Raw genomic sequence first — 24707 nt, 5'->3', positions numbered from 1 at the left:
GGCCGGCAGGCCAGGGTCAATCGAGTATCCCCGGTAAGCGCTGCGTCCTTGTGACGCAGGCTTTCGTCGTTGCTGCTCGCCGGGGCAGGAGCCCGACCGATGCTGACCCTGTTGCACCTGCTGTCGTCCATCGCCCTGCTGGTCTGGGGTACGCATATCGTGCGTACCGGGATCATGCGAGTGTATGGCTCGCACCTGCGACGGGCGCTCGGCCAGAGCATGGGCAATGCGCCGCTGGCCTTCGGTGCCGGCATCGGCGTCACCGCGCTGGTGCAGAGCAGCAATGCCACCGCGCTGCTGGCCATCTCCTTTGTCGCCCAAGGTCTGATGGCGCTGCCCACGGCGCTGGCAATCATGCTCGGCGCGGATGTCGGCACTGCGCTGATGGCCCGCGTGCTGACCCTCGATCTTTCCTGGCTGTCGCCGCTGCTGACGCTGCTCGGCGTCTGCCTGTTCCTCTCGCGCAAACAGACCCGCGTCGGCCAGATCGGCCGCGTGCTGATCGGCCTCGGCTTGATCATTCTCGCCCTGCAGTTGATCGTGCACGCCGCCGAGCCGATCACCGAGGCGCGCGGCATGCAGGTGCTGTTCTCCTCGCTGGCCGGCGACACCCTGCTCGCGGTGCTGGTGGGCGCGCTGTTCGCCGTGCTGTCGTATTCCAGCCTCGCCGCGGTGCTGCTGACCTCGACGCTGGCCGGTGCCGGCCTGATCAGCCTGCCGGTGGCGCTGGGCCTGGTGATCGGCGCCAACATCGGCAGCGGCCTGCTCGCCTGGTTCAACGCCAGCCTGCAGCCGGCTTCGGCGCGCCGCGTGGCGCTGGGCAACCTGCTGTACAAGCTGGCCGGGCTGATCGTGCTGCCGTTTCTCGGCATGCTGGTGGCCTGGATGGACACCCTGGGTGTCAGCGCACAGACCCAGGTGATCGGCTTTCACCTGATCTACAACAGCCTGCGCTGCGTGATCCTGCTGCCCACCGTTAAGCCGATGGCGCAGTTGTGTGAATACCTGCTGCCGGAGCGTGCGCTGGACAACGGCGTGGCGCAGCCTCGGCATCTCGACCCCGCCGCGCTGGATACGCCGAGCCTGGCGCTGGCCAATGCGGTCCGCGAAACCCTGCGCATCGGCGACATGGTGGAGCTGATGCTGGCGCGGCTGCTGGAGGTGCTGCGCGAAGACCGACCGGAGCCCGGCGACGAGATTCGCCGCCTGGACGATGACGTCGACGCGCTCTACAGCGGCGTGAAGCTCTACCTGGCGCAGATGCCGCGCGAAGACCTCGCCGAGCAGGAGGGCCGGCGCTGGGCGGAGATCATCGAGCTGGCGATCAACCTGGAACAGGCCGGCGACATCATCGAGCACATGGTGAGCAAGGTGCAGAACCTGAAGACGTCCAAGCGTCGCTCCTTCTCCGACAGCGGCCTGGAGGAGCTCGGCCAGCTGCATGCCCAGCTGAGCACCAACCTGCGGCTGGGGTTGTCGGTTTTCATCTCCGGCGACTCCCATAGCGCCCGCCAGCTGCTGCAACAGAAGCGCCAGTTCCGCAAGCTGGAGCGCGAACTGGCGCACTCCCACGTGCAGCGCCTGCACCAGCAGGTGGTGGAAAGCATCGAGACCAGCGCAGCGCACCTGGAGCTGATCGCCGACATGAAGCGCCTCAATTCACTGTTCTGCAGCGCCGCCTATCCGGCGCTGGAAGGCCCCGGCGGCAACAAGGCGCGCACAGCCGGCGAAGCGCCACGGGAGGTGATATCCGGAGAGCCCCACCTGCCGGGACGGCCGGCCTGATCCAGAGCCACGTCGGTCAGCAAGCGCGGCGTTGCCAGAGGCGAAACAGCGGCTCGGCGAGAAACATCACCAGAAACAGCCTGAGCACCTGCACAGCGGTGACCAGCGCCACCGACAGCTGCAGCGCTTCCGCGGTAAGGCACAGCTCGGTAATGCCGCCGGGCATCATGCCGAGCATCAGCGACACCTCGTCCAGCGCGGTCATCCAGCCCAGCGCGCCGCCCAGTGCGGCAGCGAACAGCATCGCCAGCAGGGTGAAAAGCAGAATGCGCAGCAGGAACGCCGGCGCACTGCGAAAGAACGGCCGGTCGAAATGACAGGCCAGTGAGCAGCCGATCAACCACTGGCCGAGCGCGCCGGCCCAGCCCGGCAGGCCGATGTGCAGGTCGAACGCCACACTGGCCAGCGCACAGGCGGTCAGCGGGCCGAGCATCCAGGGGTTGGGCTGGTTCAGCCGTTGCCAGAGCAGCGCCAGCAGACCGCCGGCCGGCAGCAGCAGCGCCAACCAGGGCCAGCTCACCGGCGCTGGCGCTGGCGCCTCCATCGACGGCAGGCCCCAGGTGAACAGCGCCGGCACGATCAGTACCACCAGCAGCAGGCGCAGGCTGTGCGCCGCCGCCACCCGCGCCGGTTCGGCCTGGTGCCGGTTGGCCAGCACCACCATCTCGCTGGCGCCTCCCGGCATGCTGGCAAAAAACGCAGTGGCGCGGTCGGTGCCACTGCGCAGCAGGATGAAGAGGCCGATCAGGCCCAGCAGCAGCGTGCCGACCGCGCCGGCGAGGATCACGCCTAGGTGCGTCAGCACCTGCTGCATGACCTCGCTGGTGAAGTGCAGGCCGATGGCGCTGGCGACGATCCATTGCCCGACCTGACGGCCGCGCGGCACCTCGCTCACCAGCCAGCCACTGCAGCGCACGGCGATCACCGCCAGCAGCGAGCCGATCATCCACGGCAGCGGCCAGTTGGCCAGGCTCGCCAGCCAGCCGCCGAGCGCACCGATCAGCGGGGTCGCCCACCAGCCCGGCAGCCGCCGATGCATGTCAGGCCTGCGCCTCGACCACGTTGCCGCGACGGCGCTTGAGGTACCAGCGCAGCGCCGGCATGCCGAGCATCGCCACGGTCAGCGCCCACAGCGCCAGGGTGATCGGGCTGCCCCAGAGGATGCCCAGCTCACCGTTGGAGATCGACAGCGCACGGCGCAGGTTGTCTTCCATCATCTCGCCGAGCACAAAGCCGAGAATCAGCGCCGACAGCGGGAAGTCCAGCTTGCGCAGCAAGTAGCCGAACACGCCGAGGCCGACCATCAGCACCAGGTCGAAGGTGGTGCTGTGCACCGAATACACGCCGACCATGCTGATCACGGTGATCGCCGGCACCAGCACCCAGTTCGGCACGGCGAGCATGCGCGAGAACAGGCCGACCAGCGGGATGTTCATCACCAGCAGGATCACGTTGCCGATGAACAGCGAAGCGATCAGGCCCCAGACCACGTCCGGCTGCTGTTCGAACAGCAGCGGGCCGGGGGTGATGTTGTACAGCGTCAGCGCGCCGATCATCACCGCGGTGGTGCCCGAACCCGGCACGCCGAGGGTCAGCATGGGGATCAGCGAGCCGCAGGCCGAGGCGTTGTTGGCCGCTTCCGGCGCCGCCAGGCCGCGCAGGTCGCCATCACCGAAGCGGCCCTTGTCGCCGGCCATGCGCTTCTCGCTCATGTAGGTCATGGCGCTGGCGATGGTCGCCCCGGCGCCCGGCAGCGTGCCGATGACGAAGCCGGCCACGGCGCTGCGCACCATGGTCCAGAAGGTCAGGCAGAACTCCTTGAAGTTGAACAGCAACCGGCCGCTGGCCTTCACCGCCTTCTGCCCGCTGTGGGTTTTCTCCAGCATCAGCAGGATCTCGCTGACGCTGAAGAAGCCGATCACCACGATGACGAACTGGATGCCGTCGGACAGGCTGACGCTGCCGAAGGTGAAGCGGTAGACGCCGGTAGTGGAATCGACACCGACGGTGGCCAGGGCCAGGCCCATCAGCGCGGCCATCAGCGTCTTCACCGGCTTGTCGCCGACCATGCCGCCAAGGCAGGCGATGGCGAAGATCATCAGCACGAAGTACTCCGCCGGGCCGAAGGCCACCGCCCACTTGGCCAGCAGCGGGGCGAACAGCACCACCCCGCAGGTGGCGATGGTGCTGCCGATAAAGGAGCTGACCGCGGACAGCGACAGCGCGATGCCCGCCTTGCCCTGGCGCGCCAGCGGGTAGCCGTCGAGGGTGGTCATCACCGCGGCGGCATCACCCGGCACGTTGAGCAGGATCGCCGAGATGCGCCCACCGTACTCGCATCCCAGGTACACCGCGGCGAGCAGGATCAGCGCGGTCTCCGGCGGCAGGCCGAGGGCGAAGGCCAGCGGCAGCAGCAGCGCCACGCCGTTGATCGGGCCGAGGCCCGGCAAGAGGCCGACCACGGTGCCGACGAAGGCGCCGAACAGCGCCACCAGCAGGTTGGTCGGTCGCGTGGCGACATCGAAGCCCTGCATCAAGAAATTCAGTGTTTCCATTTCAGCTCTCCAGCAGACGCAGCAGGCCAAGCGGCAGCGGCACGTCCAGCAGGTAATCGAACAGCCCGTAGAGCAGCACGCCAAGCAGCGCACCGCTGATCACGCTGGGCCACAGGCGACCGTTGAACAGCAGACCGAGGGCGAAACCGGCCAGGGCGGTGCTGATGACGAAACCCAGGGTTTCGAACAGCAGCGCGTAGGCCAGCAGGGCCAGCACGCACAGCACGGCGCGCTGCGCCTTGGGCCGATCGAACGCCGGCGTCGGCTCACCGTGCGGCTTGAACAGCAGCCACGCCGCACCACAGGCCATCAGCAACAGCAGCAGCAGCGGGTAGGCGCGCGGCCCGACCGGGTCGTAGGCAAAGGGCGCCTCGAAGCCCCAGGCGAGCAGGGCGAGGCCGGCGCAGGCGAGCAACCACGCCGCGGCGAAGACACGTACGTACATGACGGGATACCTCAGGGATTCGGCGATCCGGCAGCTGCCGGATCGACCGTGCGGCCCGCGAACGCGGGCCGGTTCGCGTTACTTGACCAGGCCGAACTCGCCGGCCAGCGCCTTGTAGTCCTGCACCTGCTTCTTGACGAAGGCCTCCAGCTCATCGCCGGTCATCGACAGCGGGAACAGGTCGCGCTGTTCGCGCAGCTTGGCGAAGTCCTCGTCGGCGAGCAGGGTGTCGAACTGGGTCTTCCACCAGTTGAAGTCCTCGTCAGGCACTTCCGGCCCCATGTAGAAGCCGCGGATCACCGGCCAGCTGATGTCGTAACCCTGTTCCCTGGCAGTAGGAATGTCGGCCAGCTTGCCCGGCAGACGCTCGTCGGAGAGCACGGCGAGGATGCGGATCTTGCCGGCGTCGAGCTGCGGGGTGACTTCGCCGAGGCCGCTGGAAGTGACCTGCACATGGCCGCCGAGCATGGCGGTGAGCGTTTCGCCGCCGCCCTCGAAGGCGACGTAGCGCAGCTTCTTCGGATCGACACCGGCAGCGCGGGCGATCAGCGCGGTCTGCATCCAGTCCTGGCCGCCGATGGTGGCGCCGGCGCCGAATACCACGCTGCCCGGGTCTTTCTTCACCGCAGCAATCAGCTCGTCGAGGTTCTTGTACGGCGCGTCGGCACGTACCGAAATGGCGCCGTAATCAGTGCCGACCGCGGCGAGCCAGCGCACGGCGCTCTCGTCGTAGCGGCCGAACTTGCCCTGGGCGAGGTTGAGCAGCGAGCCACTGGAGAAGGCGGTGATGGTGCCGGCTTCCGCCGCACGCTGGGCGACCACCGCGTTGTAGGCCACCGCGCCGACGCCGCCGGGCATGTAGGTGACACGCATCGGTGCTTCGAGCAGGCCGCTGTCCTTCAGGCCGCTCTGGGCCAGCTTGCAGGTCAGGTCGAAACCGCCGCCGGGCTTGGCCGGGGCGATGCACTCGGGGCGCTTGGGTTCGGCCAGCAGCTGGCTCGAGAGCAGCAGGCAGGACGACAGCAGGGCGAAACGGCGGAGTCTGGTTTTCATCGGGTAGTCCTCGCGTTCTTGTTCTGTTTACCAGATCGGCAGGCTGTAGCTGACGATCAGACGGTTCTCGTCGGCGTCGCGGGCGAAGTCGGAGCGGTACATCGCGTTGCGCCAGCGCAGCGCGACGTTCTTCAGCGGGCCGCTCTGCACCACGTACTTGAACTCGAAGTCGCGTTCCCACTCGCTGCCGTTGTTGCCGCCGCTGTACTCGGCGTTGTCGCCGGAGATGTAGCGGGTCAGGAAGGTCAGCCCGGGGATGCCCATGGCGGCGAAGTTGTAGTCGTAACGGGCCTGCCAGGAGCGCTCGTCGGCGTTGGCGAAGTCGTTGATCTGCACGAAGTTGACCAGGAACGGATCACCGCCGTCGATGTAGGCGTAGCCGGTATCGCCGCGCATCTGCTGGTAGCCGACGCTGACCTTGTGCCCGCCCAGGCTGTAGCCGAGCATGCCGTTCCAGGCCTGGTTATCGATCTTGCCGGCATTCGCCGCGCCGGTGTCGTCGCTGAGCATCACGCGCAGGTCCGCACTCAGCGCGGAGTTGTCGCTCAGCGGCTTATTCGCCAGCAGGCCGAAGAAGTGCTGGCGGTACACGTCATCCAGCTCGCCGTAGTAGTAGCGCCCGGTGAGGTTCTCGTTGAAGGCGTATTCGGCACCGGCGAAGGTCAGGTGGTCGGCCTCGGCGGCGCTGGCGAAGCGGCCGTTCTTGTTGTTCAGCTGCAGGTCCTGGGAGTTGGTCGAGGAGCGGTCGATCACCTTGTCCAGGCGGCCGCCGGTCAGGGTCAGGCCGTCGATATCGGTGGAGGTGACGGTAGCGCCCTCGAACACCTGCGGCAGCGTGCGGCTGTCGCTGGCCTTGACTACCGGCGTCTCCGGAATGTGCGAGCCATAGCGCAGTTCGGTCTCGCCGATCTTGGCCTTGGCGGTCAGACCCAGGCGGCTGAACTCGTCCGGCGTGCTGCCATCGTCGTGCACCGGCAGCAGGTCGGTGCCAGCGCGGCCGCCACCGGAATCCAGCTTGACGCCGAGCATGCCCAGGGCATCGAGGCCGACGCCGACGGTGCCTTCGGTGAAGCCCGACTGGACGTCGAGGATGAAGCCCTGGGTCCATTCTTCACGCTTGGACTGGCCGCTGCCTTCGCGGAAATCGCGGTTCAGGTAGATGTTGTGGGTCTGCAGGGTCGCGCTGCTGTCTTCGATGAATGCGGCCTGGGCCATGGGTGCCAGCGAGGCGGCGGCAACGGCCAGGGCGAGACGGGCAGGAGCGGGTGAACGTCTGACGGCAGTCAGCATCGGGGTATCTCCACTATTGTTTTTGTTGTGACGGCGCATGCGCCGCGCGTGGTGGTTCGAGCCACCTGCGAGCGATCCTAGGCGGTCAAGCTTTCGCCAGCCTTTCAGCGCTGAAAGCCAGCAGCGGCGTGAAAGTTCTGCCGCTACACTGGCGCTCCGTCGCCATCGCAGAGGACAGGCAATGCGAATTCTTCTGGTCGAGGACCACCCCCAGCTGGCCGAAAGCGTGGCGCAGGCAATGCGCGCCGCCGGCTGGACCGTGGACCTGCTGCACGATGGCGTCGCCGCCGACCTGGCGCTGGCCAGCGAGGACTACGCGCTGGCGATCCTCGACGTCGGCCTGCCAAGGCTCGACGGCTTTCAGGTGCTGGCGCGCCTGCGCGAGCGCGGCAAGACGCTGCCGGTGCTGATGCTCACCGCGCGCGGCGAGGTCAGTGATCGCGTGCATGGGCTCAACCTCGGCGCCGACGACTACCTGGCCAAGCCGTTCGAACTGTCCGAGCTGGAAGCACGGGTCAAGGCGCTGCTGCGGCGCAGCGTCGGCGGCGGCGAACGCCAGCAGCGTTGCGGCGCGCTGGTCTACGATCTGGATGCGCGGCGCTTCAGCCTGGCCGACGAGCCACTGACGCTGACCTCCCGCGAGCAGGGCGTGCTGGAAGCGCTGATCGCCCGCCCCGGTCGGGTGATGAGCAAGGATCAGCTGGCAGCCCAGGTATTCGGCCTGGACGAGGACGCCAGCGCCGACGCCATCGAGATCTACATCCACCGTCTGCGCAAGAAGCTCGAGGGCCAGCCGGTGCGCATCGTCACCTTCCGCGGCCTCGGCTACCTGCTCGAGGCGCTCGATGGCTGAGGAAGCGCTCGCCGGCAGCCTGCGCGCGCGGCTGCTGCGGCGGCTGGCGATCCTGCTCGCACTGCTGTTGCTGTTCGGCGGCCTGAGCGCCTACTGGAACGGCCGCGCCGCCGCCGATACCGCCTACGACCGCACCCTGCTCGCCTCGGCCCGGGCCATCGCCGATGGCCTGGTCACCCATGAAGGCGTGCTGCGCGCCAACGTGCCCTACGTGGCGCTGGACACCTTTGCCTACGACAGCGCCGGGCGCATCTACTACGGGGTGCTGGACATCCAGGGGCGCCTGGTCAGCGGCTACGAGAACCTGCCGGCGCCCGCTGCCGACGTCCCGCGCACCGACGACTACCCGGCGCTGGCGCGCTTCTACGACGGCGAGTTCCAGGGCCAGGGCGTGCGCCTGGTCAGCCTGCTGCAGCCGGTCAGCGAGCCGGAGGTCAACGGCATCGCCGAGATCCGCGTGGCCGAGACCCTCGGCGCCCGCGAGCGCATGGCGCGCGGTCTGCTGACCGACACCCTGTGGCGCGTCGGCCTGCTGGCGATCGCCGCGCTGGTGCTGGTGTGGCTGGCGGTCAGTGCCGCGCTGCGACCGCTGGGGCAGCTCAGCGAAGCGGTGCAGGAGCGCGCACCGGATGACCTGCGGCCGCTGCCGCTGATCAGCGTGCAACGCGAGCTGAGGCCGCTGGTGGCGGCGCTCAACGGATTCACCGAGCGCCTGCGCGGGCAGTTCGAACGCCAGGCGCGCTTCATCGCCGATGCCTCCCACGAACTGCGCACGCCGCTGGCAGCGCTCAAGGCGCGGATCGAGCTGGGCCTGCGCGAAGCCGAACCGGCGGTCTGGCGCAGCACCCTGGAAGACGCCGGACAGAGCACCGACAAGGTCATCCACCTGGCCAACCAGTTGCTCTCGCTGGCGCGCATCGAAAGCGGCGCGCAATCCATCGCCGAAGGCGGCGCGCAGCGCCTGGACCTGTCGCAGCTGGCCCGCGAGCTGGGCCTGGCGATGGCCGCGCTGGCGCACAAGCGCGGCGTCGCCCTGGCGCTGGAGGCCGAGGCACCGGTATGGATCGACGGCGAGCCGACGCTGATCAGCGAACTGCTGAGCAACCTGCTGGACAACGCGCTGGCGCATACCGGCGACGGCGGCAACGTGGTGCTGCGGGTGCTCGACGGCGCCGTGCTGGAGGTGGAGGACGACGGCCCGGGTATTCCGGCCGCCGAGCGCGATCGCGTCTTCGCGCGCTTCTACCGCCGCGACACCGGCGGCCATGGTGCCGGCCTCGGGCTGGCCATCGTCGGCGAAATCGTCCGCGCCCATCGCGCCGAGATCAGCCTGGATCAGGGCGCTCTCGGCGGCCTGCTGGTGCGGGTGCGTTTCGTACCGGCCGAGAGCTGAGGGGCGGCCGCGCCTCAGGCAAACACGGTCGCGCCATCCGGCCCGAGGTCGGCGGCCTCGACCACGCAGTTGCGCCCGCTGCGCTTGGCCTCATAGAGCGCACGGTCTGCTGCACTGAGCAACTCCAGCGGCGACGCCGCGGCTTGCGGATCGAGCGTAGCCACGCCAAAGCTGATGGTCAGGCTGACGCGCTCACCGTCGCAGTCGAGCTCAAGCCGCTCGACATCCTGCCGCATCCGCTCGGCCAGCAGCACCGCCTGCGGCCCGCCGGTTGCCGGCAGCGTGATGACGAACTCCTCACCACCGTAACGCGCCGCGAGATCACCGGCTCGCTGGCAATGCTGCTGGAGTACCGCCGCGACCCGGCGCAGGCACTCGTCGCCGAACGGATGGCCGTAGCTGTCGTTGACTCGCTTGAAGTGATCGATGTCGCCCAGCAGGACCGTCAACGGCGTGCCGTTGCGGCGTCCGCGACGGACCTCGTCTTCGAGTAGCTGATCGAACTGGCGGCGATTGGCGAGGTGCGTCAGCGGATCGGTGGAGCTCAGTCTGAGCAGCTCGGCATTCGCCAGCTCGAGACCGTGACGGACTTCCTCGAGCGCCTTGGTGCGCGCCACTACGCGCGTTTCCAGCTCTTCATTGGCACGCTGTTGGATCTGCAGTGCCTGTTGCTTGGCCTGCAGGTGCTGCTCGCGTTCGTCGGCCAGGCTGCGCGAGGTCTCCAGCGCCAGCTGCTGGGCGGCGATGCGTTGATCGCGCTCCAGGTTGATCCGTTCGGCAAGCGCCATCGATAGCAGCACGAACTCGATGAACATGCCTATCAGCTGGCCATGCAGCGTCAGCCGATTGAGTGGCATGTAGCCCCACAGCGCCAGGAGGTGAATGACGGTGAAACCCAGCAGCGTTATCCAGGCGATGCTGAACAGCCGCGCCGATACGTTGCCGCGGGCCCACAACGTGAGCGTCACCGCCAGGCTGATCAGGCAGTAGGGCAGCGCCACGTATTCCATGAACAGCCAGTGTGCATGCTCCGGAACCAGCAGCACCGCCAACAGCACCGTGATCCAGTAGCAGCCCAGCACCCAGGTGATGTGCCAGACCCAGCCGCCGTACTGGCGAACCTGCAGAAAGCGTACGACGAAAAGCAGCGGAGTAAGGAAGCACAGGGTTGCCGACAGCGTGTAGAAGCGCGCCGAGAACGGCGGTGCGCCGGGCCACAACACCAGCTGGCCGAAGCCGCTCATGGTGCCGACGTAGAACATTGCGCTGAGCAGATACAGCACGTACAGCAGATAGCTGAGGTCGCGGGTGAAAATCAGCAGGCTCAGGTTGTACAGCACGATGACGATCATGCCGCCGAAGAACAGGCTGAACAGCGCCGTATCGAGCACCTTGCCCTCGATGAAGCTCGTCTCGTCGACCAGCTCCAGCGGCAGCACCATCAGCTCGCTGGCCTCCAGCTGCAGATAGACCACCGCCTGCTCGCCGGGCTGCAGGTTCAGCGGGAAGACCAGGTTGTGATCGACCACCGGCCGCTGACTGACCGCCAGCGTATCGCCAGCGACCATGGGCTCACCCCATCGGTCCTGCCGCGGGTAGTAGACGCGCAGCGTAACGCGGTCGAGCACGGGCCACTTGAGCAACAGATACCAGCTGCTGGCATTTGCCTGGAGGTTGTGCACCGGGAATCGTAGCCATGCGCCTGCTGGCTGGCGGAGCAGATTGGGTACCTGCAGCGGCTGCCAACCCCGGTCGTCGCTGCGTGCCTGGTCGAAGCCAGACTCCAGCCGGCCAAGCGCGTACTCCGGTTGGCCAACCTGCAGCCCGGGAGCGTGCCGGCTTTCGATCATCAGGCTGTCTTCGGCCACAGCCCGGCCCGGCGCAGCACCAAGCAGAAGCATGAAGCACAGGATCAGCAGTGCATTGAACGGCATCGATTTCTCATGGCCGGTAGCGCCGCCGGAATCGAGCCGGAAACGCTTCGGAAGGACGTGGTGGTATCGGCGCGGCCCCGCCGTGCGACCGGAGCCTGAAGCGGGTCATTGTATGTAACTTTTTGTATTTAGGCGCGCAGCGGGCGGCCCCTTTTTCAGGGCATGCCAGCGAGCCGCGCGGACCTCGCGCAGGACCGTTTCATACCGCTCAAGCGTTGAGGGCCGGAGTCTGCTCGCCAGCATTGACCTCAGCGGCCAGAGCCACCTGGTCGCGACCAGCGTTCTTGGCCTGATAGAGCGCCGCATCCGCCGCCGCCAGCAGATCGGCCGGCGCGACGAGCGAGGGGGTCAGCGTGGCGACGCCAAGGCTGATGGTCAGCGCCACCGGCTGTTCGCCATGCTGCAGCTGCAGGTGCGCGATCGTGCAGCGGATCGATTCCGCCAGGGCGACGGCCTGTTCGGCGTCGAGCCCCGGCAGCAGGACGACGAACTCCTCACCGCCATAGCGCGCCGCGACGTCGCCGGCGCGCTGGCAGTGGGCAGCGAGCACTGCCGCGACCTGGCGCAGGCACTCGTCACCGAAGGGGTGGCCGTAGCTGTCGTTGACCCGCTTGAAGTGATCGATATCGGCGAGCAACACCGATAGTGGGCTGCCGGCGCGCCGCGCGCGGCGGATTTCCTCGTCCAGCAGACGATCGAAACGCCGGCGGTTGGCCAGCTGGGTCAGCGAATCGGTGGTGCTCAAGCGCATCAATTCGGCATTGGCGGCTTCCAGGCCGTGGCGGACTTCTTCCAGCGCACGGGTGCGTTCGTACACCCGCGCTTCGAGCACCTCGTTGGCGCGCAGTTGCAGATCCAGCGCCTCCTGCTTGGCCTGCAAACGGAGTGCGCGCTCCTCGGCCAGCGATTCCGAGGCGTGCAATGCCAGCTGCTGCGCGGCGATGCGCCGGTTGCGCTCGACGTTGATGCGCTCGGCCAGCGCCATGGATAGCAGCACGAACTCGGCGAACATGCCGATCAGTTGGCCATTCAGCGTCCAGGCGTTGAGTGGCAAGGTGCCGTTGAGCGCCAGCAGGTTGACCACGGTGAAGCCGAGCAAGGTGCTCCAGGCGATGCTGAACAGCCGCGCGGACGGATTGCCGCGCATCCACAGGTTGAGCGTCACGGCCATGGTCACGACGCAATGCAGCAGCGCGACGCTGTCCATGAACAGATAGCGCGCCAGGGTCGGTGCCAGCAGCAGCATGAGCACCGCCACGCCCCAGTAGCCGGTCAGGCTGATGGACACCGCCCAGACCCAGCCGCCATAGCGGCGTATGCCGAGAAAGCGCAGGGCGAACAGCATCGGCGTGAAGAAGCACAGCGCCGCGGAAAGGCCGTAGAAGCGTGCCGACAGCTCGGGGATTTCCGGCCAGAGGTAGAGCTGGCCGAAGCCGGTAATGGTCAGCACGTAGAACACCGCGCTGAGCAGGTAAAGCACGTAGAGGAAGTAGCTGCCGTCGCGGGTGAAGATCAGCAGGCTGCAGTTGTACAGCACGATCACCAGGATGCCGCCGAAGAACAGGCTGACCAGCGTGACGTCGCGAAGCTTGCCCTCGATCAGCTGCTTTTCGTCGATCAGCTCCAGCGGCAGGGCGAGGGTTTCCCTGGCCTGCAGCTGCAGATAGACCACCGCTCGCTCGCCCGCCGGCAGCTCGAGTGGATAGACGAAGTGATGGTCGGCCAGCGGTCGGCTGCTCAGTGCCACGGCATCCCCGGCCAGCATGGATTGCCCCCAGCGGTCGCTGTCCGGGTAGTACAGGCGCACCGCGACGCGGTCGAGCACCGGCCATTTCAGCAGCAGGTACCAGCGCTTCGCGGCGTCGCCCGTGTTATGCAGCCGGAGGCGCAGCCAGGCGCCGTCGCGCTGTTTGCCAAGGTTGGGTTTGTTCAGCCGCTGCCAGGGCAGATCCGCTGCGGCGATCTGGGTGAAATCCGCGTCCGGCCTGCCCAGCAGGTATTCCACTGCGCCAACCTGCAGCGTCGCCGCCCCCCTCGTCTGCAGCACCGGCGATGGCTCAGCCGCCATCGCGTTGCCGGTCCAGGGCAGCAACGTCAGGCAGGCGACCATCAGCAGTAAGGCGCGCATCATGTGGAAATGCCTCGTCGGCGCAGCAATGGCCAGCAAAGTGCCAGCCAACCGGCGTCATTTAATAAGCGCCGACGAGCGCATGATGCCACTCTGATATCAGTCTGTCCCGTGCAAGCGACAGACTGCAGCAATCACGCCCGCCGCCGCGCCCAGAACTGTTGCACCAGCTCGAGCATGCCATCGGCCAGCTGGGCGACACCGCAGGCGCTGCGCTGGCTGTGCAGACCGGTGGCAACGTGATTGTCCGAGCTGCCGCGGATGCTGACGATGCTCTGGGTGATCTCCTCGCTGGCCGAGCTTTGTTGATCCACCGCTGCGGCAATCTGGCTGCTCATGGCGCTGATCTCGTTGACCCGGCTGTTGATGCCGCCGAGCGAATGCTCGGCCTGGTCGGCATGGCTGACGCTGTGCTGCGCCTGCTCACGGCTACGCTGCATGACGTCCACGGCCTGGCGCGCACCGGCCTGCAGCGAGCCGATCATGCTCTGGATATCGGTGGTCGCGCTGGATGTGCGCGATGCCAGCTGACGCACCTCGTCGGCCACCACGGCGAAGCCGCGGCCCTGATCGCCGGCACGCGCCGCTTCGATGGCGGCATTGAGCGCGAGCAGGTTGGTCTGCTCGGCAATGCTGTGAATCACTTCGAGCACGCGGCTGATTTCCTGGCTGTGGCTTTCCAGCTGGTGAATGACTTCGGCGGCCTGCTGGATGTCACCGGCCAGCCGCGTGATGCTGCTGCCGGTGAGGCCGACGATCTCCCGGCCGCTAGCCGCTTCGCTGTCCGCGCGGGCTGCCACCTCGGCCGTGCGCTGCGCGTTGAGGGCGACTTCCTGCACACTGGCGGTCATCTGCCGAATCGCCGTGGCGATCAGATCGGTTTCCTGCTGCTGGCGCGAGGCGCTTTCGGTACTGCCATGCATGGCACCGAGCAGGTCGCGGGCGTGGCTGCTGAGCTGGCGGCTGCAGTCGGCGATGCGCCCGACCATGGCGCCGGCTTCGGTTTCCAGCATCTTCATGGCGAAGGCGATCTCGCCGATCTCGTCACGGCGTCCGGTGTAGATCAACTGGCTGACCGGGTTGTGGCCGATGCGTCGCGCCTGGCGCGCCAGCTGCGTCAGCGGTGCGAGCGCCAGCGCCGCCAAGCCAGTGGCCACCGCACCGCCAAGAACGACCGCGGCGGCAGCGGCGGCCAGCGGCGCACCGAGCAGCAACGCGCCGAGCGCCGCGCCTGCGGCACTGCCGAGGCCAGCCAGCAGCGCCACCCGGCCACGCAACCCGAGCCGCGAAGCGCGCAATGCGCCTGCGGCACGGCCCTCGCGCAGGCGTGCGTAAAGCGCCTCGGCGGCGCGAATCTGTTCGGGCTGCGCGCGGGTCCGCACCGACTGGTATTCGACGACCTTGCCGTCGCGGCCGACGGGCGTGGCGAACGCGCTGACCCAGTAGTGATCGCCGTTCTTGCAGCGGTTCTTGACGATGCCCATCCACGACCTGTTCGCCTGCAGCGTTTGCCAGAGGTCGGCAAAGGCGGCCTCGGGCATGTCGGGGTGCCGCACGAGGTTGTGCGGCTCACCGAGCAGCTCGTCTTCGCTGAAGCCGGAAATCGCCACGAAATCCGGATTGGCGTAAGTGATGGTGCCGTTCAGATCGGTGGTGGACAGGATGTTCGCCGTCTCGCCGACCGTGACTTCGCGGTCGTTGACGGGGAGGTTGGTGCGCATAAACAGATCTTCCTTGGAAATGGGGTCTGAGTACGCGAGGCAGGTTCGGCGCCGCTTCTGTTGGCAGCGCTCGCATGGATGCGGCGGACATCCTTGTACAGGGGGCCGGTTACGGTTTGGCGATCAGCGCTCGCCCTTCTCTCCCGTGTCGGTTTCCAGTTGCTCGAGCAGTTCAATCAGGCGCCGGCGCAGCTGGCCGAGCTCGCGCGATTTGAACGAGCGGCGCGTGCGTTCCAGTACCTGAATGGTTTCTTCCAGCGCAGTGCGCAGCGTCTCTTCGGTCAGCATTGATTCATCTTTCGTGCAAGCACATGCAGGTTGAGTGCCGATCTCTGTCAGGGCGCGCCTTGCAGCGAAACGAGCCCAAAAAAAAGGCGCCAGCCGTGGTGCACCCCCAAGGGAATGTCACGGCTGGCGCCTTAGCTATCAGGTCCGGTTGTCCTGAGCGGTAAAGCAGCTTTCGCAGCATGCGAAACTAGTGGCATTTTGCCTTTACGGGCGCAGCGTAACAAGCCCGGCGCAGATGGCGCGGGCAATGCGCCGCGCCCTCTCCAGCACGCACCATTTCGGCGCATCGGCAAGCCTTCAGCCGCGTCGCCGCGTCCAGAACTGCTGCACCAACATCTCCATGCTGCTCGCCAGCTCGGCGACGCCCGACGCGCTCTGCCGGCTGCGCAGGCCGCTCTCCACATGCTGATCGGAGCCGCCGCGAATGCTGACGATGTTCTGGTTGATGTTTTCGCTGACCGCGCTCTGCTGCTCGACGGCCGCGGCGATCTGTATGCTCATCGCGCTGATCTCGTTGACCCGGCTGTTGATGCCCTGCAGCGAGCGCGCCGCCTGGGCCGCGTGTTCGACGCTCTGCATGGCCTGCTCGCGGCTGCGCTGCATGACCTCCACCGCCTGCCGTGCCCCGCCCTGCAGCGCCCCGATCATGCTGTTGATCTCCTGGGTCGACTGCTGGGTCCGCGATGCCAGGCTGCGTACTTCATCGGCGACCACGGCAAAGCCACGGCCCTGCTCGCCGGCCCGCGCCGCCTCGATGGCCGCGTTCAGCGCCAGCAGGTTGGTCTGCTCGGCGATGCCGCGAATGACGTCTAGCACCTTGGTGATGTCATTGCTGTGCGCCTCCAGCTCATGGATCACGTCACCGGCTTGCTGGATGTCCTGCGCCAGTCGGCCGATGGCCGCCCCGGTACGGTTGACCACCTCGGTGCCGGTCGCCGCTTCGCTGTCCGCGCGGCTGGCTGCCTCGGCGGTGCGCTGGGCGTTGCTTGCCACTTCCTGCACGCTGACCGCCATCTGGTTGATCGCCGTGGCGACCTGATCGGTTTCGCTTTGCTGGCGTGCAGCGCTCTGCGTGCTGCTGTCCATCGCACCGAGCAGTTCGTGGGCATGCTGGCTGAGTTGACGCGAGGCATCGCCGATACGGCCGACCATGGCGCCGGCCTCGGTTTCCAGCATCTTCATGGCAAAGGCGATCTGGCCGAATTCATCACGCCGGCCGGCATAGACCAGCTGCCCCACCGGGTTGTCACCGACCCTGCGTGCCTGCTCGGCGAGGCGCTGCAGCGGCGCCAGCGCGACATAGGCCATTGCACCTGCGCCCAGCACGGCGGCAGCGGCGGTGGCCAGCGCAGCGATCAGACCCGCTCCAGCCAGCAGCGCGCCGACCACGCACGGCGCGGCACCCAGCGCCGCCAGAAGCGCGACGCGACTGCGGGCGCTCAGCGGTGCACGGCGCAGCGCGACCGGTGGACGCTTGTCGCGCAACTGCGCGTACAGCTGCTCGGCGGCTGCGATCTGAGCCGGTGCGGGCTTGGTGCGTACCGATTGGTATTCGACGACCCGACCGTTGCGGCTGATCGGCGTGACGAACGCGCTGACCCAGTAGTGATCGCCGTTCTTGCAGCGGTTCTTCACCATACCCATCCATGAGCTGCCGCCCCGTACGCTCGACCACAGGTCGGCGAAGGCCTCGGTGGGCATGTCCGGATGGCGGACGATGTTGTGGTGCTGACCAAGCAGCTCGCTTTCCTCGAAGCCGCTGATCTTGATGAAGTCCGGATTCACATAGGTGATGTCACCGTTGAGATCCGTGGTGGAGAGAATATTGGCGGTGTCGCTGATGGAAACGTCGCGGCCAGTGACCGGCAGGTTCATGCGCATGGTGGTCTCGTGAACAAGGCAAAGCGTGTTGTTCTTCTCCGCCACGGACGTCTCGGTCGATGCACCTTTTCGGTACCTCGTGCACTCTTTGCCAATATCGCCACCCTGCGGTGATCGCTCCTTGCTGCGGACGGCCCAGCGGGTCGTTTGTATCGGTTTTGTAGCGCCGAAGACGGGCACGAAAAAAGCGCCAGCATTGATCCACCCCTCTGGATGGCCCCTGATGGCGCTTCAGTCGGCAGGCCCGTGGTCCTGTCCGATCAGCAAGTCTCCTCGCCTGGAGACTGATATCAGATTGATATCATCGGTCTCGACTGGCAATGCGACTGAAGTCCTACTCCGCCGGTCGGCTTTTCCAAGCAACATATCAATAAGCCATCAAAGCTGTACAGATAATACCGCTTGTACAGTATTTGTACATAAAAATATGACACCTCACGCGCAACCCTTCTGCCGTAGTCCGGTCCTAGCAATGGGACGCGACGCTTGCCCGGATCGACATGGCAGGTCCGCTGGCTGTTACCGACGCGGTCGCCTGCTAGACTCAAGTTCCGCGCAGACTCACAAGGGATGCCGGGAATCCGAAAACAACCAAAAAAGGAGTGCATCCATGAAAGGCAAATCCTTGGCATGGATCTTTACCGCTGCTCTGGCGGGAACCGGCCTGAGCGCAGTGGCACAGGCGCAAGAGAAGTTCGTCACCATCGGCACGGGCGGCCAGACCGGCGTTTATTACGTTGCCGGGCAATCGATCTGCCGCTTCGTCAACCGCAACGCGGAAAACATCAAGTGCAACGCGCCGGCGAGCGGCGGCGGCGTGGCCAACGTCAACGGCCTGCGCAGCGGTGAGTTCAACTTCGGCATCATGCAGTCGGACCATCAGTACAAGGCGATGGAAGGCGTGGCGCCGTTCGAGAAAGAAGGCAAGATGGACGACATCCGTGCCGTCTTCTCGCTGCAGAGCGAAGTCTTCACCGTGCTGGCGCGTCGCGACGCCAACATCAAGGGCCTGGATGATCTGAAGGGCAAGCGCGTCAACATCGGCAACCCCGGTTCTGGCCAGCGCGACACCCTCGAAGAAATCATGAAGGAAAAGGGCTGGGACAAGTCGGCCTTCTCCCTCGCCGCCGAACTGAAGCCGGCCGAACAGGCCAGCGCTCTGGGCGACAACAACATCGACGCCATGACCTACTTCGTCGGTCATCCGAATGGCGCCATCCAGGAAGCCACCACCACCGTCGATGCCGTTCTGGTGCCGATCACCGGCCCGGAAATCGACAAGCTGCTGGCTGCCAAGAGCTACTACACCAAGGCTGAGATCCCTGGCGGCCTGTACAAGGGCAACGATCAGCCAACGCAGTCCATCGGTGGCAAGGCCGTGCTGTCCACTACTGCCAAGGTCGATGCCGAAGTGGTCTACCAGCTGGTGAAGTCGGTGTTTGAGAACATCGAGCGCTTCCAGCGTCTGCACCCGGCATTCAAGGATCTCAAGCCGGAAGAGATGATCGAAGTCGGCCTGAGCGCGCCGCTGCATGAAGGCGCCGAGCGTTACTACAAGGAACGCGGCTGGCTGTAAGGCTCAGCGGGCCGCGTCGCGGATACGGCCCTGAACGTCGATGCCTTAGCCGAAAACCCGTGCGCCGTATGGCCACGGGTTTTCGCGGTTCCGTTACCTGAAAAAACAGGCCTCAATTCATGCAAGACAAACAACTGTCCACCGAGGAACTGATCGCCCAGGATGTCGGTGCGCGCTTGCCCGAGGGCCCGATGGCCGCGGTCATCGCCGGGCTGGCGCTGCTCTGGTCGCTGTTCCAGCTGTGGATCGCCTCGCCGCTGCCCTTCGTACTCGGGTTCGGCGTGCTGAACGACACCGAGACCCGCTCGATCCACTTGGCGTTCGCGCTGCTGCTGGCGTTTCTGGCCTACCCGGCCTTCAAGAAGTCGCCCCGCGACCGCGTGCCACTGTTCGATATAGCACTGGGGCTGATCGCTGCCGCGACCGCCGCCTACCTGTTCATCGCTTACGAGCAACTGGCGCAGCGCCCCGGCAACCTGACCACCATGGATCTGCTCACGGCCTGCCTAGGCATTCCGCTGCTGCTGGAAGCCACGCGTCGCGCGCTTGGCCCGCCACTGGCGATCATTGCCCTGGTGTTCCTCGTCTATAGCGTCGCCGGCCCCTGGATGCCCGGCCTGCTGGCCCATCGCGGAGTGAGTTTCACCGCGCTGGCCAACCACCAATGGATCACCACCGAAGGCGTGTTCGGTATCGCCTTGGGCGTTTCCACCAGTTTCGTCTTTCTTTTCGTGCTGTTCGGTGCAATGCTCGAACGTGCTGGTGCTGGCCACTATTTCATCCAGCTGGCCTTCAGCATGCTCGGGCATTTCCGCGGTGGCCCGGCCAAGGCCGCGGTCGTGGCCTCGGGCATGACCGGCCTGATCTCCGGCTCGTCGATCGCCAATGTGGTGACCACCGGTACCTTCACCATCCCGATGATGAAGCGCACCGGCTTCTCGGCCGAGAAGGCCGGCGCGGTGGAAGTGGCCTCGTCGGTGAATGGCCAGATCATGCCTCCGGTGATGGGCGCCGCGGCATTCCTGATGGTCGAATACGTCGGCATCCCCTATGTCGAGGTGATCAAGCACGCGTTCCTTCCCGCGCTGATCTCCTATATCGCGCTGGTCTACATCGTCCATCTCGAGTCGCTCAAACTCGGCCTCACCGCATTGCCGCGGGCCAACGTCGCCAAGCCGTGGATGCAGCGCCTGATTGGTTTCGCCTTCGGCGCGGCGCTGATTTCCGGCCTGTCCCTAGGCGTCTATTACGGCCTTGGCTGGCTGAAACCGGCGCTTGGCGATTCCGCGCTTTGGGTCATCGGCGCGTTACTGGCATTGGTCTATCTGGGCCTACTGAAGATTGCCGCAAGCAATCCGCCACTGCCCCATGAGGATCCTGACGCTCCGCTCGAGCATCTGCCGGAGACGCGTCCGGTGCTGCTTTCCGGCCTGCACTTCCTGCTGCCTGTGGTGGTGCTGGTCTGGTGCCTGATGATCGAACGCCTGTCGCCCGGCCTGTCGGCATTCTGGGGCTCGGTGATGCTGGTGATCATCCTGCTCACCCAGCGGCCGCTGCTGTCGATGCTGCGCAAGGACGGCGCCCATGAGCACGGCACCTTCATGGATGGCGTCGTCGATCTGCGCGAGGGCCTGATCGCCGGTGCGCGCAACATGATCGGCATCGGTATCGCCACCGCCGCAGCCGGCATCATCGTCGGTGCCGTGTCGCAGACCGGCGTCGGCCTGGTGCTGGCTGATCTGGTCGAGCTGCTGTCGATGGGCAACCTGCTGCTGATGCTGCTGCTCACGGCCTTCCTCAGCCTGATCCTCGGCATGGGCCTGCCGACCACCGCCAACTACATCGTCGTGTCCAGCCTGCTGGCACCGGTGATCGTGGCGCTGGGGCAGCAGAACGGCCTGATCGTGCCGCTGATCGCGGTGCACCTGTTCGTCTTCTACTTCGGGATCATGGCCGACGTCACGCCACCGGTGGGCCTGGCATCGTTCGCTGCCGCGGCGGTGTCCAAGGGCGACCCGATCAAGACCGGTATCACCGCCTTCTACTACAGCCTGCGCACGGCGGCGCTACCGTTCCTGTTCATCTTCAACACCGACCTGCTGCTGATCGACGTGGACTTCTGGCACGGCGTGCTGATCTTCGTCGTCGCAACCATCGCCATGCTGGTTTTCGCTGCCGGCACCCAGGGCTACTTCCTGGTGCGCAGCCGCTGGTATGAAAGCCTGTTGCTGCTGCTGGTGGCCTTCACGCTGTTCCGTCCGGGTTTCTGGATGGACATCATCCACGACCCCTATCGCGACATCGAGCCAGCCGCGCTGGTCGAGACGCTGGAACGGGTGGAAGAAGACAGTCAGCTGCGCCTGCGCGTACTGGGTGAGGATGACGTGGGCGACCCGCGCGAGTTCGTCGTGCTGCTGGCCATTCCGGAAGGCGGAAGCGGCGAAGAGAAGCTCGAGAAGATCGGCCTGATGACGTACGAGGACGACGGCAAGGTCCTGATCGATAGCGTGACCTTCGGCAGCCCGGCCGCCGAGGCGGGCCTGGAGTTCGACCAGCAGATCCTGCGCGTTCGCGCACCGACCGATCGCTGGCCGAAGGAATTCATGTGGATTCCGGGCTTCCTGCTGTTCGGGTTGATCGTCTGGATGCAGCGGCGCCGCCGCCAGCGCTGACTGCAGTCGCTGCAAGAGAAACCCCGGCCACAGTACATGTGGTCGGGGTTTCTTTTTTAAGCGCTATAAACGCCCGTCAGATTCGGAGCCGGGCAGTGCGCGGCTTCGGCTCAGCCGAAGAACCAGTAGCACACGGCAATCGCGGCAATGATGCCCGCCAGATCCGCCACTATCGCGCAACCCACCGCATGGCGCGCGCGCTGGATGCCTACCGCACCGAAGTACACCGCCAGCACGTAGAAGGTCGTCTCGGTACTGCCCTGCACCGTGGCTGCCACGAGAGCAGGGAAGCTGTCCACGCCATGACTCTGCATGGTCTCGATCAGCATCGCCCGCGCCGCGCTGCCGGAAAACGGTTTGACCAGCGCAGTCGGCAGGGCATCGACGAAGCGCGTGTCCCAGCCCAGCGCCTCCACCAGCCAGCGAATGCCTTCCAGACCAAACTCCAGCGCGCCGGATGCGCGCAGAGCGCCGATCGCGCAGAGCATGGCGATCAGGTAGGGCAACAGGCTCTTGGCGACATCGAAGCCCTCCTGCGCGCCCTCGACGAAGGCCTCATACACCGCCACCTTGCGCAGCGCGCCAACGACCAGAAAGGCGATGATCAGACCGAACAGGGTCAGGTTGCCCAGCAACGAAGACAACGACGCCAGCGCGGTCGCCGACAGCCCGGCCAGCAGCGCCATGAAGCCACCGAGCAGCAGCGCACCGGGAACGAAGTACGCCAGCACTACCGGATCCCACAGGCGCAGTCGCTGCACCAGCGCCACCGCCAGCAGGCCGGCCAGCGAAGACGCACTGGTCGCCAGGAGGATCGGCAGAAAGACCAGGGTCGGGTCTTCCGCGCCCTGCTGTACGCGGTACATGAAGATCGACACTGGCAATAGCGTCAGCGATGAGGTGTTGAGCACCAGAAACAGGATCTGCGCATTGCTGGCCACGGTCGGCAGCGGGTTGAGCTCCTGCAGCGCGCGCATCGCCTTGAGGCCGATTGGCGTCGCGGCGTTGTCCAGTCCGAGGCCATTGGCGGCGAAGTTCAGGGTGATCAGTCCCAGCGCCGGATGGCCTGCCGGCACTTCAGGCATCAGGCGACGGAACAATGGCCCGAGCAGACGCGCCAGGAGTTCGATAAGGCCGGCCTTTTCCGCGATGCGCAGAAATCCCAGCCACAGCGTCAAGGTGCCGAACAGCACGATCATCACTTCTACGGCCAGCTTGGCCATGGCGAACAGGCTTTCCACCAGCGCGGCGAACACTGCAGGGTCGCCACCGATCAGCCAGCGCCCGAGGGCGGCAACCGCGGCGATCAGAAAAAAGCCCAGCCAGAGGCCGTTGAGCATGTCGTTCTCCCGTCGAAAGCTGGACGCGATGATAGCGGTGCGGGCGCGCACGGGTCATCCGCAGATCAGTAGACGGCAAGAGGAAACGATGAGGTGGAAAGACTGCGACAAGACGATATGAAGCGGATCAGACATTTGTTGCTGCATGCCGGGAGCGATGGCGCTCCCGGCCGCAGCTTCACAGAACCCGGTCCTATATGAAGGAGGTACTCCCTGTACCCCTAGGTCACTCCGCAATGCAGAACAACCCGACCCCCTGGTTCCCCCCGCTGAGGGGTGAAGCGCGCGGAGCGATTAGGCCCGCACGCTCTGGATCACCTTCGAAAGCCGAACATGACCCGGCGAAATTGGCATCCCATGCCGCTGCAACTCCTCAATCAGCCGCCCTTGCGGGCGGCCATCGATTGCATCACACGCGTGGACCGCGGCCGCGGCCGAAGATCAGCGACGCTACGAACAGAACCAGAAAGACCACGAACAGGATCTTGGCGATCCCCGTTGCAGTGCCTGCGATACCACCGAAGCCCAGTACCGCAGCGATGATGGCGATGATCAGGAAGGTAATGGCCCAACTCAGCATGGTGTGACTCCTCTTGTTTCAGGAACGGTTCTCAGCGGATCGGTCAGTGCGATCGGCATCGAGTGTGTTAAGCATCCCTGCTGATTCGCTTGCACGTCCCCTTCGTTGCTCAAAATACCCAGCGCTGTTCAGACGGCGCCTGGCGATAGTCGATGGTCTGCGGCTCTTGGCCGGTCCGCATGAGCTCAATAGGTTGAGCGTCATACATGCCGATTCGTTCCGCGGAATTCTGTTGCGCCTGGCTGAGCGGTTGCGACAGTGGGCGCTCGGCACCCATGATCAGCATGACTACCGCAGCAGAGAGGAACCCCTTGCTGGCCAATGAAAAGCGGGCTTGGCGATTCATCCTCAACTCCTTCTAAGCGTGGCGACGTCGTTTCGTTGAAGGGAATATTGCAGGCGCCGTGCCAGCCCGCATTACAATTTAAAAACCTTATAAATCAACATCTTAGCGATTACGCCCAGCGTCCCGGCAACTCAAATTGCATGAGCAGCCCGGCAACGCCGGGCGTTTTGCACGAACGCTTAATGCCTGGCCTCCTTCAGCTGTCGCATGCGCTCATGGCAGGTACGCAGCTTGGGCAGCTCTATGGCGAGCAATGCCCTGACGTCCGGCTCGGCATCGCCGACGGCATCCTCGAAGGCATGCAGAATGTTGGCTTCGGTCTGCTCCAGCTGGTCGACATAGGCCCTGTCGTGGTCGCCGATGCGTGATCGCGTGTCGGCATAGAGTTCGCGCATCCGGCCGGTCAGCGTCCCGCCCTGCGATGGGTGCTCATGGCTGGCCGCAACCTTTACGCTGAGCGCCTGGATGATCTGCGTCTTGGCCTGGGCCAGGTCGCGAAACAGGTGCTGCAACTCGACGTCCTTTACTTCGTCGGCGGCATGCTGGTAGAAACGCTGCCCGTCGCGGGTGATCTCGATAAGCTCGTTGAGCTGATTCATGGAATGATTCATGACACCTCCTGCATGGATTGCGACAGATACGCCACACGCCCGCTCGACGGGAAGTGACGCCCCTTTCATCAGGGTCGCAAGCCGCATGCCAGGCCGGCGCAAGCGCCAGCGGTAACCAAATCAGCCACTTGGGCGACGCCACTGAAGGCGTCGGAGTGCAGCATGCAGGAAAGCCTTGCCGATACCGTGCAACTTGCAAGACTTTTCATAGACTAAAGGTCTCGCCAGCAACGCAACGGCGCCGCCAGGTGCCCGA

The 24707-nt window shown here is 65.7% G+C and carries 19 protein-coding genes; 5 read left to right on the top strand and 14 right to left on the bottom strand.

The window, feature by feature from the left end; genetic code table 11:
* Positions 1 to 99 precede the first annotated feature (99 nt).
* Positions 100 to 1785 (top strand): Na/Pi cotransporter family protein, encoded by a 1686-nt coding sequence (locus tag LLJ08_RS01075; protein WP_042928218.1) that lies wholly within the window; start codon positions 100 to 102, stop codon positions 1783 to 1785.
* Positions 1786 to 1801: 16 nt separating this feature from the next.
* Here the strand turns inward: LLJ08_RS01075 and LLJ08_RS01070 are convergent, their stop codons facing one another.
* From LLJ08_RS01070 to LLJ08_RS01050, 5 genes are all read right to left on the bottom strand, one after another.
* A complete protein-coding gene (locus LLJ08_RS01070) occupies positions 1802 to 2824 on the bottom strand; it encodes an AbrB family transcriptional regulator (protein ID WP_228207987.1) in 1023 nt (340 codons plus the stop codon).
* 1 nt (position 2825) lies between these two features.
* The gene (locus LLJ08_RS01065; protein ID WP_041015074.1) at positions 2826 to 4340 is read right to left on the bottom strand and encodes a tripartite tricarboxylate transporter permease; all 1515 of its coding nucleotides are present in this window, start codon (positions 4338 to 4340) and stop codon (positions 2826 to 2828) included.
* Position 4341: 1 nt separating this feature from the next.
* Positions 4342 to 4785 carry a tripartite tricarboxylate transporter TctB family protein gene (locus LLJ08_RS01060; protein WP_023443992.1) on the bottom strand — a complete coding sequence of 148 codons (444 nt, stop codon included), beginning with the start codon at positions 4783 to 4785 and terminating at the stop codon, positions 4342 to 4344.
* Positions 4786 to 4863: 78 nt separating this feature from the next.
* Positions 4864 to 5838, bottom strand: coding sequence for a Bug family tripartite tricarboxylate transporter substrate binding protein (locus tag LLJ08_RS01055; protein ID WP_221103559.1), 975 nt, complete (start codon positions 5836 to 5838; stop codon positions 4864 to 4866).
* Between the two features lie 27 nt (positions 5839 to 5865).
* Positions 5866 to 7128, bottom strand: coding sequence for an OprD family porin (locus LLJ08_RS01050; protein WP_041015072.1), 1263 nt, complete (start codon positions 7126 to 7128; stop codon positions 5866 to 5868).
* Positions 7129 to 7309: 181 nt separating this feature from the next.
* On the opposite strand from LLJ08_RS01050, the gene LLJ08_RS01045 reads away from it, so the two are divergent.
* Both LLJ08_RS01045 and LLJ08_RS01040 read left to right on the top strand, forming a co-directional pair.
* Positions 7310 to 7981 (top strand): response regulator, encoded by a 672-nt coding sequence (locus LLJ08_RS01045; RefSeq protein ID WP_014818677.1) that lies wholly within the window; start codon positions 7310 to 7312, stop codon positions 7979 to 7981.
* Positions 7974 to 9374: a sensor histidine kinase gene (locus tag LLJ08_RS01040; protein ID WP_090520740.1), complete on the top strand. Its 1401-nt coding sequence runs from the start codon at positions 7974 to 7976 to the stop codon at positions 9372 to 9374. The genes LLJ08_RS01045 and LLJ08_RS01040 overlap by 8 nt, the downstream gene beginning before the upstream one ends.
* 14 nt (positions 9375 to 9388) lie before the next feature.
* On the opposite strand, the gene LLJ08_RS01035 is transcribed toward LLJ08_RS01040, so the two are convergent.
* The 5 genes from LLJ08_RS01035 to LLJ08_RS01015 form a co-directional block, all read right to left on the bottom strand.
* Complete coding sequence (locus LLJ08_RS01035; protein WP_228207986.1) at positions 9389 to 11308, bottom strand: sensor domain-containing diguanylate cyclase; 1920 nt, start codon at positions 11306 to 11308, stop codon at positions 9389 to 9391.
* Positions 11309 to 11516: 208 nt separating this feature from the next.
* Complete coding sequence (locus tag LLJ08_RS01030; protein ID WP_046617466.1) at positions 11517 to 13439, bottom strand: sensor domain-containing diguanylate cyclase; 1923 nt, start codon at positions 13437 to 13439, stop codon at positions 11517 to 11519.
* Between the two features lie 131 nt (positions 13440 to 13570).
* Complete coding sequence (locus LLJ08_RS01025; RefSeq protein ID WP_042928209.1) at positions 13571 to 15157, bottom strand: methyl-accepting chemotaxis protein; 1587 nt, start codon at positions 15155 to 15157, stop codon at positions 13571 to 13573.
* A 123-nt stretch (positions 15158 to 15280) separates the two neighbouring features.
* Positions 15281 to 15445, bottom strand: a complete 165-nt coding sequence (locus LLJ08_RS01020; RefSeq protein ID WP_014818674.1) for a hypothetical protein — start codon at positions 15443 to 15445, stop codon at positions 15281 to 15283.
* A 297-nt stretch (positions 15446 to 15742) separates the two neighbouring features.
* Complete coding sequence (locus LLJ08_RS01015; RefSeq protein ID WP_228207985.1) at positions 15743 to 17326, bottom strand: methyl-accepting chemotaxis protein; 1584 nt, start codon at positions 17324 to 17326, stop codon at positions 15743 to 15745.
* Between the two features lie 610 nt (positions 17327 to 17936).
* Here LLJ08_RS01015 and LLJ08_RS01010 point away from each other — a divergent pair.
* Together LLJ08_RS01010 and LLJ08_RS01005 are read left to right on the top strand one after the other, a co-directional pair.
* Positions 17937 to 18902: a TAXI family TRAP transporter solute-binding subunit gene (locus tag LLJ08_RS01010; protein ID WP_014818672.1), complete on the top strand. Its 966-nt coding sequence runs from the start codon at positions 17937 to 17939 to the stop codon at positions 18900 to 18902.
* Positions 18903 to 19021: 119 nt separating this feature from the next.
* Positions 19022 to 21574, top strand: a complete 2553-nt coding sequence (locus tag LLJ08_RS01005) for a TRAP transporter permease (protein WP_228207984.1) — start codon at positions 19022 to 19024, stop codon at positions 21572 to 21574.
* Positions 21575 to 21684: 110 nt separating this feature from the next.
* Here the strand turns inward: LLJ08_RS01005 and LLJ08_RS01000 are convergent, their stop codons facing one another.
* From LLJ08_RS01000 to LLJ08_RS00985, 4 genes are all read right to left on the bottom strand, one after another.
* Positions 21685 to 22914 carry a nucleoside recognition domain-containing protein gene (locus tag LLJ08_RS01000; RefSeq protein ID WP_228207983.1) on the bottom strand — a complete coding sequence of 410 codons (1230 nt, stop codon included), beginning with the start codon at positions 22912 to 22914 and terminating at the stop codon, positions 21685 to 21687.
* Between the two features lie 409 nt (positions 22915 to 23323).
* Positions 23324 to 23494 carry a DUF1328 domain-containing protein gene (locus LLJ08_RS00995; protein ID WP_003282841.1) on the bottom strand — a complete coding sequence of 57 codons (171 nt, stop codon included), beginning with the start codon at positions 23492 to 23494 and terminating at the stop codon, positions 23324 to 23326.
* Between the two features lie 109 nt (positions 23495 to 23603).
* On the bottom strand, positions 23604 to 23840 hold the full coding sequence (locus tag LLJ08_RS00990) for a hypothetical protein (protein ID WP_003303271.1): 237 nt from the start codon (positions 23838 to 23840) through the stop codon (positions 23604 to 23606).
* A 179-nt stretch (positions 23841 to 24019) separates the two neighbouring features.
* Positions 24020 to 24451, bottom strand: a complete 432-nt coding sequence (locus tag LLJ08_RS00985) for a PA2169 family four-helix-bundle protein (protein ID WP_228207982.1) — start codon at positions 24449 to 24451, stop codon at positions 24020 to 24022.
* Between the last annotated feature and the right edge of the window lie 256 nt (positions 24452 to 24707).

This window comes from Stutzerimonas chloritidismutans (assembly GCF_020783375.1).
Classification (GTDB): Bacteria; Pseudomonadota; Gammaproteobacteria; order Pseudomonadales; family Pseudomonadaceae; genus Stutzerimonas; species Stutzerimonas kunmingensis.
This window is presented reverse-complemented; position numbering and strand designations above follow the sequence as displayed.

Excerpts from the sequence above, each read along its gene's own strand:
- LLJ08_RS00995 (WP_003282841.1), bottom strand. The coding sequence starts at position 23,494 with ATGCTGAGTTGGGCCATTACCTTCCTGATCATCGCCATCATCGCTGCG.
- LLJ08_RS01000 (WP_228207983.1), bottom strand. The coding sequence starts at position 22,914 with ATGCTCAACGGCCTCTGGCTGGGCTTTTTTCTGATCGCCGCGGTTGCC.
- LLJ08_RS01060 (WP_023443992.1), bottom strand. The coding sequence starts at position 4,785 with ATGTACGTACGTGTCTTCGCCGCGGCGTGGTTGCTCGCCTGCGCCGGC.
- LLJ08_RS01075 (WP_042928218.1), top strand. The coding sequence starts at position 100 with ATGCTGACCCTGTTGCACCTGCTGTCGTCCATCGCCCTGCTGGTCTGG.
- LLJ08_RS01070 (WP_228207987.1), bottom strand. The coding sequence starts at position 2,824 with ATGCATCGGCGGCTGCCGGGCTGGTGGGCGACCCCGCTGATCGGTGCG.
- LLJ08_RS01040 (WP_090520740.1), top strand. The coding sequence starts at position 7,974 with ATGGCTGAGGAAGCGCTCGCCGGCAGCCTGCGCGCGCGGCTGCTGCGG.
- LLJ08_RS01045 (WP_014818677.1), top strand. The coding sequence starts at position 7,310 with ATGCGAATTCTTCTGGTCGAGGACCACCCCCAGCTGGCCGAAAGCGTG.
- LLJ08_RS01025 (WP_042928209.1), bottom strand. The coding sequence starts at position 15,157 with ATGCGCACCAACCTCCCCGTCAACGACCGCGAAGTCACGGTCGGCGAG.
- LLJ08_RS01030 (WP_046617466.1), bottom strand. The coding sequence starts at position 13,439 with ATGATGCGCGCCTTACTGCTGATGGTCGCCTGCCTGACGTTGCTGCCC.
- LLJ08_RS00990 (WP_003303271.1), bottom strand. The coding sequence starts at position 23,840 with ATGAATCGCCAAGCCCGCTTTTCATTGGCCAGCAAGGGGTTCCTCTCT.
- LLJ08_RS01035 (WP_228207986.1), bottom strand. The coding sequence starts at position 11,308 with ATGCCGTTCAATGCACTGCTGATCCTGTGCTTCATGCTTCTGCTTGGT.
- LLJ08_RS01015 (WP_228207985.1), bottom strand. The coding sequence starts at position 17,326 with ATGCGCATGAACCTGCCGGTCACTGGCCGCGACGTTTCCATCAGCGAC.
- LLJ08_RS01005 (WP_228207984.1), top strand. The coding sequence starts at position 19,022 with ATGCAAGACAAACAACTGTCCACCGAGGAACTGATCGCCCAGGATGTC.
- LLJ08_RS01055 (WP_221103559.1), bottom strand. The coding sequence starts at position 5,838 with ATGAAAACCAGACTCCGCCGTTTCGCCCTGCTGTCGTCCTGCCTGCTG.
- LLJ08_RS01065 (WP_041015074.1), bottom strand. The coding sequence starts at position 4,340 with ATGGAAACACTGAATTTCTTGATGCAGGGCTTCGATGTCGCCACGCGA.
- LLJ08_RS01020 (WP_014818674.1), bottom strand. The coding sequence starts at position 15,445 with ATGCTGACCGAAGAGACGCTGCGCACTGCGCTGGAAGAAACCATTCAG.
- LLJ08_RS01010 (WP_014818672.1), top strand. The coding sequence starts at position 17,937 with ATGAAAGGCAAATCCTTGGCATGGATCTTTACCGCTGCTCTGGCGGGA.
- LLJ08_RS01050 (WP_041015072.1), bottom strand. The coding sequence starts at position 7,128 with ATGCTGACTGCCGTCAGACGTTCACCCGCTCCTGCCCGTCTCGCCCTG.
- LLJ08_RS00985 (WP_228207982.1), bottom strand. The coding sequence starts at position 24,451 with ATGAATCATTCCATGAATCAGCTCAACGAGCTTATCGAGATCACCCGC.